The following is a 12447-nucleotide window of genomic DNA, read 5'->3' as shown; positions in this document are numbered from 1 at the left end:
TTCTATCAAACTTTTGTAAATTTAAGTGCTTTTTACTATGATTTGTTTTATTTTTTTAAGTATTCTTTGCTATAATGCAAGTTTTATTTTATCTTTAAGGTTTAAGCGATGAAAAATGCCGATACTTTGTTTTTACAACTCAAAGAAAAGGTTCCAAGTGATTCATATGCAGCATTTAAGCAAAGTCTTGATGAGGCGGAAGATTCTCAGTTTGATGCTTTGTTGTTGATAAGTTATAAAAACCCTATTTTAGCTTTGATTTTTAGCGTTATCGTTCCTGGGGTTGATCGAATTTATAAAGGCGATGTGGCTTTAGGTGTGTTTAAGCTTATCTTTGTTTGCGTCATATACGCGACTTTTAACTTTTACATTGATAAAGCAGATCAGCTTCAAACAGGAGTTTTTATCATAATTTGTGTGCTAGCAATCATCGCTTTTATCTGGGTAGTCAGTGATATTTTTTTAGTGTATAAGGGCGTAAAAAAAGACAATCTAAGAAAAATTTTTGAAGTTTTACAAAGGAAACAATGATGAAAAATGCAGAACTTATACTTTTAAATATGAAAGATAAAATTCCAAACGATGCGATTTTTGCTTTTAAAGAAAGTCTTGAAAAAGCAGATGATGACAAATACCAAGCCTTGCTTCTTTTAAATCTTAAAAATCCTATCATAGGTTTGCTGCTTTCTTTATGTATGGGAATTTTTGGCATTGATCGCTTTTATAAAGGCAATATAGGTTTGGGTATCGCAAAACTTGCGGTTATTTTTGGGGCGTATTTAGGAATTTTTTCATTAGGTATTTTCACAAAGGGTGGCTCTTACTATGTTAATCCAGGAGTTGCAGATACGGTTTTAGTTGTTGTTTCTATTTTTGTTATGCTTGCTTTTATTGTGGCTCTTATTTGGTATGTTGTGGATATATTTTGCGTGTTTTTTGGTATAAAAAAAGACAATTTGCGAAAAATTTACGCCGTTTTAGGATAAGGATTTAACACAATGGATACTAAAAATTTTTTTCTTATGGATATAGTAGATAAAATCGATGGAGCAAATATGCCTTTACTCAAGCAAAACATTGAAGAGCTTAGTGATGAAGAAATGCAGTCTTTAATGTGTATAAGTTTTAAAAATCCCGTTGTTGGTTTGTTGTTTGGATTTTTCATGGGAATTTTTGGCTTTGATCGCTTTTATAAAGGTGATATGATTTTAGGTGTGGCTAAAATCATCTTATTTGTGCTTTGTGTTGTGTTGTTTGTCTCGGGTATTGTGATCTTAGCTACATCTGGTTTTAGGGATGAAGAACAGGCTATTGCCTTGCTTGTTTGTTTAGGTTTAGCCTTTTTGGCAAGCTTGATTTGGTGGTTTGTTGATCTTTTCATGGTGTATTTTGGGATTAAAAAGGATAATTTTATAAAAATCATGGAAGCAATACGTGTTTTAAAATCTTAATAAAAACAAATGGCAGATAGGAAGGGATTTGAACCCTCGAAAGCTTGCACTTTACACGCGTTCCAGGCGTGCTCCTTCAACCGCTCGGACACCTATCTATCTTTAAAAGAAATTGATTATATAAAATTCTTGTTTAAAATCAGCAAAATTTTAGCAAAATAATGTATAATTTTAACTTAGTTTTTTACTCAAGTCAGGGTAGCTCAGCTGGTTAGAGCGCTGGTCTCATAAGCCGGAGGTCGGGAGTTCAAGTCTCCCCCTTGATACCAAAACTTCTTAAAACTTTCTTTAATGCTTCACGATTACATATTTAAAAAAGTATAATAAATTTAAAAATCTTAAAGATAGATAAGAATTTCATAAAAGAAAAAGCAAGGCGTCAATGCCTTGCTTGAGTTTATTTTGTTTTGCAAGAATTTTCTAAAGTAGAATCAAGCATCCAAAGTGCTTTTTCAAGATGAGCGATTTTATCTTGAGCAAGCATTGAAGTTGTTGTATCTCCTGCTTTTGAAGCGACTTCATCAAGCTTTTTAAATTCTTTTAAAAGATAGTTATAATCTTCCTTAACAAGCTCTAAAACTTCTAAAGTTGTAAAGCAGTCTTTTTGCACCTTTGGCGCTTTAGCAAGCTCGCCAAGCTCTTTAGGGCAAACAAGGGCTTTTTCTTTGATTTGCAAAAGTCTTTCAGCAACATCATCAAAAAGCTTTGCCATCTCTTCATACGCTTCTTCGGTGTATTCGTGGATTGCAAAGAACTGCAAACCTTTTACATTCCAATGATAATTGTGAAACTTAATCCACAAACTATGTGCATCAGCTTGAATTTGAAGCAGTTGTTTAGCTACATTTTTCATTTTTTCTCCTTTTGAAATTATTCGTTTTGATTATATCATAATTTTTCTAAATAATAAAATTTATTGATTAGAATTTATATATTTTTCAAAAAAGCACAACGCAAAAAAACTTCAAAGCCACTTAGGATCGGCTGTAAAGCTTACTCGAAGCCAGATATTATAACTTGGAATTTCTAAAGCTTTTTCTATACGTTCTCTTATATGATCAAACTCTTGCACGCTTTTGGGCTTAAAATTTTTTTGCGTAAGTATATTTACTTCAAGCATATAAAAGCGTCCGGATTTTGCCAAATGCGTATCATAGTCACTAAAACCAAACTCAGTGCTTAAATTTTGCATGATCTTAGTGATCCTTTCATCAAGCTCAGGTGGTGCGATCATCATCAAATCTTTCAAATTTTCACACGCAATACGAAGTGGCGAAACGCACAAAAACAAAGAAAGCAAAGCCAAAAGCACAGGATCGATATAAGGAGTGATAAAACTCATATCATACTCGAAAAAATTTGCTATATAACTTAAAGTAAAAGCAAGTAAAGCCGCAAAATACAGCACGCTATCGATTTTCCATTCAGTATTATCTACCTTAATCAAATCAGAACGCAAGCGTCTAGCAAAAACCAAAGTATAAGCAAAAAGCACACTAGAAAACAAAAATGCAAAAAAGCTATACACTGCACCAGCTTCAAACTCTACCTCATAGCCACCATTTATGATACTATGAAGCGCATTGATAAACGCATAAATACACACAAAAACAAGCACTAAGGATTTAAAAAGATTAACCATAGGCTCAAAACGCACATAGCCGTATTGAAATACATCATCATCTTCTTTGTAGATATAACGAGAGCTAAGCACGCTTAAAAACCCAAGCCCAACACTTAAAAGTGCGACAAAGCCATCAAATATCACTGCCATTGATTGTATGCTCATACCAAAACTGATACCAAAGATAGCTAAAAACAAAGCTGCAAACATAGATACTTTAAGCACAAATTGCTCTTTTTTGTTGCTGTATTGCAAAGAAAAAGCATTTTCTCTTGAATCTTGGCGAAGCTGATTATCTCGCACGCTCTTGCTTTGCATACTGAAAAAATTTGAAAAAAAGCTAGAAAGCAAACTCATAAAAACTACTTTTATCTTTTAATAATGCTTATTATCTTTGCAAAAATCACACTCATCTTAAATTCCACAAAACAAGTCAAAACCCACCTCTTTTATGCCTTATACACAGGAGCGAATTTTTCTTATCTTGCTTCTGCCAAGCCTTAAAATTCTTGAAGGCGTATCCTCAAATAACTCTTCATCGATGATAACATCAGCCTTATGTCTTGCCCATTGCTCATCAAAGGCTTTTTTGTGCTTGTTTGCTGAACTTGAAAAAAACCAAGTGTGGGATTTTAAAAAATTTTCATGAGGATGATCTTTAATCACGCGAAAACTTTTTAAATTTGGATAAATAAAACTCGTTTTTTTCGCTTTTCGAACAAAATTTTTGTGTTTATTTGGCACACGAGTAAAGCCTAAAAGCACTGAAAACTCAGCCATACAAATCAAGCAAGGCGTTGATAACGAGCGATTTTTAACAGCATTAAGCTCTTTATAATCCTTGCTTAAAAAGCCCGCTGTAGTGTCTGTTTGCGCAAGATAAATCATCATTTTGCCTTTTTGTTTATCTATAAAGTATAGCAAATTTTTTGAAATTTAGAAAATATTTTAAATTCACTTTGGCTTCACTTAAATATCTTACAATTTTACGAAATTATACTTTAAGGAGTTTTACATGAAAACCAAAACAATTCTTGCTTCTTTGTTGCTCTCAAGCTCACTTTTTGCTGATAGCTGGCTTCAAGGAACCGTTTTAGAAGTTAGAGACGCTGAAAAAAGCGTGGTGATCGAAACGATCTATTCTGGTCCTATGCTTGTGAAAATTTTGCCAAGCACAAGGATAGAGCTTGATGACTGCGGTTGGTTTGGCACAGACAATATCTTTGAAGATGGCACTTTTAGGGATTTAAAAGTGGGTAGATACTTAGAAATTGATGCGTATTATCCAAACTATCCGGGCGTAAGCAATGTGCCTAATGCAAACCCAACTGCACCAAATGCAAATGCTGTGCCTGTAGCAACTAAAGTTGAAGTGCATTGCCGCAAAGCTGCGTATTAAGCTTAAAATGCCAAGCTTTTATGCTTTGGCATTTTTTAAGTCTAAATTCTTCAAATCTTTTAAATTTTCAACATAAATACTCAAGCTTGGGAAAGCAAAACCCAGCCCATTTTTTTCTAAAATCCGCATAAAATCAAGCATTAAAACCTGTCTTGCTTCTCTAAAATCCTTTGCATTGATAGCCTTAGTGTAAAAATAAAGCTCTATATTAATCGAGCTATCTGCAAACTCGCACAAAGAAACATAACACGCATTTTTATATCCCTCAAGATCATTGATAGAAACTAAATTTTGTCTATATCTTGCTTTATAAGAGTTTTTGTTTAAAGCGCTATCTTCGCTGTGTGCGACAAGCTCGCTTTTATCAAGATAAGCTTTTAAGTCCTTGACGCATTGTTCTAGTTGTTCAGCCTTTGCATCATAAGCTACGCCTAAAATCATCTTTATATGCCTACCTATACGTCTTTTGCTCCAATTTGTAATGTTTGCATTCATAATCGTTGAGTTTGGCACATATACCAAAGCATTATCAAAAGTGCGTATGGCTGTTTTTCTAAGTCCTATTTCAACAACCGTTCCTTCAACGCCTGCAACCTCCACCCAATCGCCTTGATTTAAACCATCATCAAAAGAAACCATCAAAGAAGCAAAGAAATTTGCAATCACATCTTTTGCCGCCAAAGCCACTGCAAGCCCACCTATACCAAGCGAAGCAATGATAGCTGAGACATTAAAACCAAGATGAGCCAGCACAAAAAGTATAGCGATAACCACCACCACAAAATATAAAATTTTAACGATGAGATTAACTACTTCTTTCTTTTCGCTTTTTTTTGCTAAAGTCGAAAGCAACACCACCCCATAACTATCTAAAATTTGAATTACAAGCCAAGCAAACAACACCGCATAGATAATATAAAAAACATTCGTGATACTTATCAATACAGGAGCTGGATAATACGCTATACTAAAGCACACACTTAAGGCATAAAAAAAGAGTAAGAGCTTGAAAGGCTTTTTGTTTTTTTCGATAAAAACAGCTCGAATTTCTTCTTGACTCATCGCATCTGTATCATGCTTAAAGAAAGAATTTACAAGCATAAAATAACTCAATCTTGGCAAAAAGAGATTTAAAACATAAAAAAGAGCCAGAATGAAAAATGAAATGATGATTTTGCCAGTATTAAGAAAATCAAAGCCAGCAAATTCATTGATCTTATCAATCAAAACTTGAAGCTCAAGTCGCGCAAAGATAAAATTACTCTCAAGCAAGTTTGCATTATCTTTAAGATAGTTTAAAATTTCATCATACGAATCCGCCTTAAGCAAGAGCTTATTTTCTGCCTCGTTAATAATACTAAGCTCTTTAAAATCAAGCCTAGTTTTAAGTTCGCTTAAGTCAAATTCAACTAGAGCTTGCAATTTGCTTTGAGCATTTTGAAGCAAGGCACTCAGCTCTTTTGCGCTTGCTGTTTTTTTAAACAATGACTCAAGCTCAAACAAAGACTTATAAAAGCTTTCATCAAGCTCTAAAGAACTCAGCTCGATCTTACTTTGGGCGAATTTAAAATTTTGCGTTGTAAGTTTTTGAAATTCTTGCTCAAGTTTGTTTTTACGCTCTAAAAAACGCTTGATAGACGCCTCATCGATACTTTGAGCTGAAATAACCTTTGGCAAGGTATTTAAAAGCTCTTGCTTTTGTTTTTTTATACTTGTTTTTTGCTCGCTAAAAATGCTTGTGTTGTTGTCGCTTCTATCATTTAAATCCTTAAGTTCATTGTTTAAAACGATAAATTTTTGTACAAGATGAAAGAGTTCTGCATTACTTTCGTTGTTATCCTCAGCAGCAAAAGCAAAGGCTATAAAAATACTTAAAATTATGATAACTTTTTTCATTTTTTTCCTTTTTATAATCAATCTTTATGCGTAATGAGTGTGAAATTTTTTAAATCCATATTATATTCATAAATTTCACCTGTTTCGATGATATAATACCAAGCATGAAGCTCCATTTTTCCTTCTAGTAAAGCCTCTTTGATACCTGGATAGGTTAAAAGATTTTGCAAAGAATGAAGTAAATTTAGCTTTTCAGTTAGCCAAGAACGCATAGCCTCATCATTTTGAGCAACACTAAAGCTTAACACTTCATTTTTAATATCCTCAAGCATAGAAAGCCAATGCTTTACATTTGGCACCTTTTCAAGCTCTTTTTCACTGCTATAAAGTGCCGAACAGCCACCGCAGTTGCTATGTCCGCATACGATGATATTTCTTACTTTAAGGGCATTTACGGCGTATTCTATGGCTGAAGTTGTGGCTAGATAGTCATTTGCCACTCTATAAGGTGGGATAATATTGGCTATATTTCGCACGACAAAAAGCTCGCCTGGACCAGTATTGGTGATGAGATTTGGGATCACCCTAGAATCAGAACAGCCGATAAAAAGCGTATGTGGTTCTTGCCTATCTTTAAGACTTTTAAAAAGCTTTTTATGCTCCTTAAAATCTTCTTGCATAAACTTCACTGCACCCTTGATGAGACTTTGCATATATAGCCTTTTTGAGTTTTTAAATTGTAATTATAGCTAAAATTTGGTATTTTCAAAAAAAGATAAAGTCAAAATCAACTTAAAAGACTATTTATTTGATTTAATAAATACTTTTTTATTTAAGTTTTTTAAAAGAAAATAAATGATAAAACTTATCATATCTTAAAAAAGGAGCAAAAATGAAAATTTTTTTGGCATGAAATTTGCTTAGTTTTTTTAAGTGATTAAAAAAACTAAGCAAATGCTAGTTCAAAACAATACGCTTGATTTAAACCCTACCAGCTCAAATAGCTCTTTACAAACAAGTGCAAAAAAATCCCCTAGCGATACACTCAACTTTAAAGACACTTTGCAACTTGCAAAGGAAAATTTACAAGTTAATGATACAAATACTCAAAGTTCTTATAGTATTACAACTGAGAAAAAATATAAGCCTTTTAAGGCTTGGGTAACTGTAAATCAAAATGGCACCCATCAAATTGATAATAAAACAAGCACCAAATTTACGGACTTTTTAAACAACACCTCAAGTCAAACTCCAGTGAGTAAAGCTCAATATCTAAAAGCAACTGAGGAGCTCTCATCTTTAATGGATGAGCTTAGAGAGCTGGCATTAAGTGAGCATGGTAAGGATAGTGAGCTAGGTTATTATATGAGTATTTTGCCTGCATCTCTTAAATTTGATGTTTCATGTATTGAAAGCCTTCCTTGTGCCATAAAAGAAAACTTGCAAAAACTAAATTCAAACTCAAAGTCACAAGAAGGATACGAAGAAAACATATTTTTAATTAATTCTCTTATAAAAGATTATTTTTTTGAATCTAGCATTCTCACGCAAAATATGGCTAATTTTTTTGACTTTGTTGATGATAAATTTAGTGGCTTAGATGATGAAAGGATCAAAGAAAATCTAGCCATTATGAAAGCGTATTGGGATGATAAATCAGCCTCTCAAGCAAATGTTATGCTTAATGATGGGACAAGGGTAGAATTTAAAATCGAAGAAACACAAGATGAATCACACTACTCAGTCAGGATTTTAGGAGCTGAGTCTAGTCTTTTTTTTCAAAGTCTATGTTTAAGATATGAAAATGGAGTTCGTAGTCTTTATGCTTGCGATTTTCTTGAATTAGAACAAGACTTATCTCAAAATTTTAACTTACATTCGTATGAAAATGAAAAATTTGAAAACTTGTTTAAACTCTTTGAAAATCATGAAAATTTTAAAAGTTTTAATGTATCTAATTTAAACTCAAACACAAATCACCCAAAACCAAATTTAAATAATACTCTAGATCAAACATACTCTTTAAATAATAAAACTTATGAGAAAGACTTAAACTCATCTTTGCTTCAAAAAGCCTTACAGGAGCTGGTGTAAGAATGGTGCTTAATCCCTTAAGAGTATAATCTTTAAGGATTAAACTTAAGATAGAAAAGACTTGCTCTTTAAAGCACTTTCAAGCAAATCTTTTTAAAAATTTAAATATATCAAGAATGAAGCTCATTGATATAAAATTGCACCGAGCCTTCGCCCTCTTTCAAAGCCCATTCATACGCTTTAGCTACAAATTCCCAATTCACATACTCAAAAAAAGCTTCCAAATAAGCCGCTCTAGCGTTGCGGTGGTTGATATAATACGCATGTTCCCACACATCAGCCACAAGCAAAGGCACCCTTGCTTCTGTAATAGGCGTAGCGGCGTTTGGTGTGCTTAAAAGTTTGAGCTTTTTATCTTTAAGATCATACACCAACCAAAACCAGCCCGAGCCAAAAACTCCGCTCGCTCCTTTGATAAACTCAGCCTTAAATTCAGCAAGTGAATTAAATTCTTTTTCAAGTGCTGTGTTAAACGCAGGATTTATTTTATCTTCATCACTTTTAGGACTTAAGCAGTCAAAATAAAAGTCATGATTATAAATTTGAGCAGCATTGTTAAAAAGCCCTGCACTTGAGTTTTTGATGATGAAAAACAAATCTTTATTTTCAAATTCTGTATCTTTGATAAGCTTGTTAAGATTATCAACATAGGCTTTGTGGTGTTTGCCGTGGTGATAGCTAAAAGCTTCTTCGCTTAAAAATTGACCAAAAGCGCTGGTGTCATAGGGTAGGGTTCTGAGTTTAAACATTGCTTCTCCTTTGAATTTTGATGATTTATTCTAGCATATTTTTATCAAAATAAGGGCAAAAAAGATAAAATAGAAAAATAAAGGCTTGATTTACCCACAACAACATTTTCACAACAGGCTTTAAAGTAGGGATAGAATAAGAGCTTGTGTATTGCCTGCCGTTAAATTTGCTTCCTTGCTGATAGCTTTGAGAAAAGCCTATGTCAAGCGAAACCTTAGGGCTTAAGATGATAGAGCCGTTATGTTTCTTAGTCCAATTTGTTTTTTAAAAAGACTATCAAAGCTAATAGGATCAGAAGCGAGCAAAAAACTAGGCAAAATGCCTATAAAACAAAATGCCTTAAATAAAATTTTATAAACACTCATGCCTTACACACCCAAAGTAAAGTCAAAATGCCTCAAAAGAGCAAAAGAAAACTCACGCAAATTCCTGCAAGACTCTTTGAAGCAAAGACGAATTTGATGAATTTGATGAATTTGAAGTTAATTTTTTTTCATTTTTATCATCGTTTGATGAATCAACACTATTTTTATCACTTATATATGCTTTTTCTCTAAGCTCAAATATAGCATAAAGACTTGAAAATACTTTTTTATCACTTGCAAGTCTGATTTGATCGCTTAAGTTTTCATTGTCTTTGCTGATGAGTTCAAACTGAAATTTACCCCCTACTATATCCCATGAAAAGGTATCGCCTTGCTCTGTGGTGAGATTTTTAGCTTTATTGTAATGATATGATTTTATGATATCCATATATTCAAAATACTGCTGTTTTTCACTTTGGCTTAGTTCATGCCATATTTCAGTAAAAAAGCCTTCTGCAAAGGTGGCTATAAATTGCCCTTGTCCGCTAAGCTGTATAAGACTTGATTTTAAATTCATTTCTTTTTCAAGTATGGTATTTGGATTTTTTTCATTGATAGCTTGTAAAAGAGCCTTTAAATCAGCTTGAACAAGTTCTTTGATGGGCTTGTTAAGATAAGATTTATCAAGGCTTGCACGATGGGTTGAAACTATAGTAGAACTTTGAAAAGTATGTGATTTTTCATCAAGACTTTCTTTGAAAAGCTCTAATTTCTCTGAAAGTCTTTCGTATTTTGCCTCATCGTTTTGATAGCGAGAAAGTATATCTTGCGTGAAATTTAAGACTGATCTTATAGTCATCGTATAAGCACTATCACTTATATTAGAATAAGACTTTGCTTGTGAATACTCATGCTTGATTCTATCAGCATTTATTTGAATGACATTATTAGACTTTATGGATCCAGGCTTTAAAATCTCTACAGCCCTTGAAGTTATGTCTAAATGAGACAAATTTGATAAACTCACCTTACATCCTTATTCTTAAAAAACTTTTTAACATTATTTTTACCCAAGTTCTTTTAAAGCTCTTTGAAGTGCTGATTGCTCGGGCTGGATTTTTGAATTTATATTATTTTCAAACATATTTAAAAGTATGTTAAAGCTTTTGTTTTCTAAAAGAGAAAAGTTTTCTTTGAGTGCAAAGCTTTGATTGCTTATATTTGTAGAGGCTTGACTTGCTTCTTCTTGAATATCATTTCCTAAGCTTAAATCACTTGCCGTGTTATTGTCCCAATAGCCTTTTATCGTGGCTAAATCTTGCATGATCTTTTGTGTATCAAGTCCTTGAAATTTATCACTTGCATAGTCAAAGAAACTTAAAGCATAAAAAGGTATAGAGCTGCTTAGATCTAATGAACCTTTCATTGCAGCTATTTCATCACTAAAAACATTTTCTATTTTATACTCTTTTGGTGTATTGCTTTTGGGCTCTTTGGCTAAAAATTGTGTAATGCTATCAAAAGAATCAAACATAGCCTCAAGATTAAAGCCAAGTTCGCTATCTAGACCTTGCTCCTCAATAGCTAAAGAACTAAGCTCTTGCATAAGCTTTTTAATATCATTTAAGGCTTGCTGATATTCAAGATTGCTAACCTTTGCCTGTGGGGCACTAAGAGCATTTGAAAAGATGGGATTACTTGACTTTTTCCAAGTGATATTTGCTTTATGTCCATTGATTATGTCAAATTGTTTAGTTTCTTTAGGACTTATAATTTTTAAAGAGCTTGAATGATCAATTTCTTGCTTTATAAAATCCTTAAAATTTGAACCTTGCTCCTTTGTTTTTGTATCATGAAAATTTAAACTCTTGTAAGAATGAAGATAAACATTCACTTTTTAACTCCTAAATTTATTTTATATTTAAAAAAACTTAAAAAGTCTTTTATTATTTCTAAAATAAGCAAATTCTATTCCAAGAAATAATTTATTTTTAAATTCAAACTTATATAAAAAATCTTTATTCTTAAAAAACTTTTTAACATTAGTTTTACCCAAGTTCTTTTAAAGCTCTTTGAAGTGCTGATTGCTCGGGCTGGGTTTTTGAATTTGTGTTTTCAAACATATTTAAAAGTATATTAAAGCTTGTATTTTCTAAAAGAGAAGAATTTTCTTTGAGCGCAAAACTTTGATTATTTATCTTTAAAAAAGTTTGAGTCTTTTGCTCTTGAGCGTTATACTCATAACTTAGTCCTATTTTTGTGCCATTTCCTAAAGTTAAATCACTTGCCGTGTTATTGTCCCAATAACCTTTTATAGTGGCTAAATCTTGCATGATCTTTTGTGTATCAAGTCCTTGAAATTTATCACTTGCATAGTCAAAAAAATGTATCATTTGTTCAGCAAATGCTTTATTCATCGTAAAATATCCTCTAAGGGTTTGAGCTATACCTTCTAAATCTTTATAGCTAGAGTTGAGTGCAAAATTAAGCTCATTTTGTGCTTTCATAATGTTATTTTGCCTATTCATAAGCTCAGCTTGCATAGTAGTAAGCTCGGATCCAAGCTTGCTATCTAAGCCCTGCTGCTCAGTGACTAAGGCTGTAAGCTTTTTAGCTGTAGCAAGCAAAGACAAAGCAGCCTCGTTGTGCTGAGCCTCACTTGCTCTTTCTTGCTTTTGGCTAAGAACACTTGAAAAAGGTGTTTGCGTTCTTTTTGCAAAGATTAGCACCGCTTTATTGCTTTTTTCAAGTTCTTCTTTAGGTACTTTGATTGTATAGTCTTTGTTATCTTCGTAAAAATCAAGCTGTTTGTTTAAAGCGTTCATATCTTTGATATGCTCTTGCTCATAATAGCTTGCTAATTCCTTAGGTAAAACTGCACTAGAATTTGCAAACCATTCATCTAAAAATGATTGTTCGAGTGCTTTAATGTGCTGTTTATAAGAAAGTTGAGTTTGTGAGCTTTGTGCTGTATTAATAAACATGTTT

The 12447-nt window shown here is 32.8% G+C and carries 14 protein-coding genes and 2 tRNA genes; 6 read left to right on the top strand and 10 right to left on the bottom strand.

Going from position 1 to position 12447, the window contains the following annotated elements; all coding sequences use genetic code 11:
- The first annotated feature begins 108 nt into the window (after nucleotides 1–108).
- From CQA38_RS03100 to CQA38_RS03090, 3 genes are read left to right on the top strand one after another with little or no spacing between them, the layout of a single operon-like run.
- A complete protein-coding gene (locus tag CQA38_RS03100) occupies nucleotides 109–531 on the top strand; it encodes a hypothetical protein (protein ID WP_137632527.1) in 423 nt (140 codons plus the stop codon).
- Nucleotides 531–986 (top strand): TM2 domain-containing protein, encoded by a 456-nt coding sequence (locus CQA38_RS03095; protein ID WP_238386970.1) that lies wholly within the window; start codon nucleotides 531–533, stop codon nucleotides 984–986. The genes CQA38_RS03100 and CQA38_RS03095 overlap by 1 nt, the downstream gene beginning before the upstream one ends.
- 12 nt (nucleotides 987–998) lie before the next feature.
- Complete coding sequence (locus tag CQA38_RS03090) at nucleotides 999–1451, top strand: NINE protein (RefSeq protein WP_137632525.1); 453 nt, start codon at nucleotides 999–1001, stop codon at nucleotides 1449–1451.
- Between the two features lie 10 nt (nucleotides 1452–1461).
- On the opposite strand, the gene CQA38_RS03085 is transcribed toward CQA38_RS03090, so the two are convergent.
- Nucleotides 1462–1549: transfer RNA gene (locus tag CQA38_RS03085), tRNA-Ser, on the bottom strand.
- Between the two features lie 94 nt (nucleotides 1550–1643).
- On the opposite strand from CQA38_RS03085, the gene CQA38_RS03080 reads away from it, so the two are divergent.
- Nucleotides 1644–1720 (top strand) — tRNA-Met (locus CQA38_RS03080).
- Between the two features lie 128 nt (nucleotides 1721–1848).
- Here CQA38_RS03080 and CQA38_RS03075 read toward each other — a convergent pair.
- From CQA38_RS03075 to CQA38_RS03065, 3 genes are all read right to left on the bottom strand, one after another.
- Nucleotides 1849–2304 (bottom strand): Dps family protein, encoded by a 456-nt coding sequence (locus CQA38_RS03075; RefSeq protein ID WP_137632524.1) that lies wholly within the window; start codon nucleotides 2302–2304, stop codon nucleotides 1849–1851.
- Between the two features lie 111 nt (nucleotides 2305–2415).
- Nucleotides 2416–3432 carry a cation transporter gene (locus tag CQA38_RS03070; RefSeq protein WP_137632523.1) on the bottom strand — a complete coding sequence of 339 codons (1017 nt, stop codon included), beginning with the start codon at nucleotides 3430–3432 and terminating at the stop codon, nucleotides 2416–2418.
- A 99-nt stretch (nucleotides 3433–3531) separates the two neighbouring features.
- Complete coding sequence (locus CQA38_RS03065) at nucleotides 3532–3963, bottom strand: Sua5 YciO YrdC YwlC family protein (RefSeq protein ID WP_137632522.1); 432 nt, start codon at nucleotides 3961–3963, stop codon at nucleotides 3532–3534.
- Between the two features lie 127 nt (nucleotides 3964–4090).
- On the opposite strand from CQA38_RS03065, the gene CQA38_RS03060 reads away from it, so the two are divergent.
- Nucleotides 4091–4474 carry a hypothetical protein gene (locus CQA38_RS03060; protein WP_137632521.1) on the top strand — a complete coding sequence of 128 codons (384 nt, stop codon included), beginning with the start codon at nucleotides 4091–4093 and terminating at the stop codon, nucleotides 4472–4474.
- Nucleotides 4475–4492: 18 nt separating this feature from the next.
- Here the strand turns inward: CQA38_RS03060 and CQA38_RS03055 are convergent, their stop codons facing one another.
- Both CQA38_RS03055 and CQA38_RS03050 read right to left on the bottom strand, forming a co-directional pair.
- Nucleotides 4493–6370 (bottom strand): mechanosensitive ion channel family protein, encoded by a 1878-nt coding sequence (locus tag CQA38_RS03055; protein ID WP_137632520.1) that lies wholly within the window; start codon nucleotides 6368–6370, stop codon nucleotides 4493–4495.
- A gap of 17 nt (nucleotides 6371–6387) precedes the next feature.
- Complete coding sequence (locus CQA38_RS03050; protein WP_137632519.1) at nucleotides 6388–7023, bottom strand: carbonic anhydrase; 636 nt, start codon at nucleotides 7021–7023, stop codon at nucleotides 6388–6390.
- Nucleotides 7024–7264: 241 nt separating this feature from the next.
- Here CQA38_RS03050 and CQA38_RS03045 point away from each other — a divergent pair, with 241 nt between their 5' ends.
- Nucleotides 7265–8404, top strand: a complete 1140-nt coding sequence (locus CQA38_RS03045) for a hypothetical protein (RefSeq protein ID WP_137632518.1) — start codon at nucleotides 7265–7267, stop codon at nucleotides 8402–8404.
- A 110-nt stretch (nucleotides 8405–8514) separates the two neighbouring features.
- Here CQA38_RS03045 and CQA38_RS03040 read toward each other — a convergent pair whose 3' ends face one another.
- From CQA38_RS03040 to CQA38_RS03025, 4 genes are all read right to left on the bottom strand, one after another.
- Nucleotides 8515–9153 (bottom strand): superoxide dismutase, encoded by a 639-nt coding sequence (locus CQA38_RS03040; protein WP_137632517.1) that lies wholly within the window; start codon nucleotides 9151–9153, stop codon nucleotides 8515–8517.
- A gap of 418 nt (nucleotides 9154–9571) precedes the next feature.
- The gene (locus tag CQA38_RS03035; protein WP_137632516.1) at nucleotides 9572–10486 is read right to left on the bottom strand and encodes a hypothetical protein; all 915 of its coding nucleotides are present in this window, start codon (nucleotides 10484–10486) and stop codon (nucleotides 9572–9574) included.
- Nucleotides 10487–10525: 39 nt separating this feature from the next.
- Nucleotides 10526–11353: a hypothetical protein gene (locus CQA38_RS03030; RefSeq protein WP_137632515.1), complete on the bottom strand. Its 828-nt coding sequence runs from the start codon at nucleotides 11351–11353 to the stop codon at nucleotides 10526–10528.
- A 154-nt stretch (nucleotides 11354–11507) separates the two neighbouring features.
- The gene (locus CQA38_RS03025; RefSeq protein WP_137632514.1) at nucleotides 11508–12443 is read right to left on the bottom strand and encodes a hypothetical protein; all 936 of its coding nucleotides are present in this window, start codon (nucleotides 12441–12443) and stop codon (nucleotides 11508–11510) included.
- Between the last annotated feature and the right edge of the window lie 4 nt (nucleotides 12444–12447).

The organism is Campylobacter sp. MIT 12-5580, from assembly GCF_005406235.1.
Lineage (GTDB): Bacteria > Campylobacterota > Campylobacteria > Campylobacterales > Campylobacteraceae > Campylobacter_D.
Note: the sequence above shows the minus strand (reverse complement) of the source record. Positions and strands in the feature narration are given on the sequence as shown.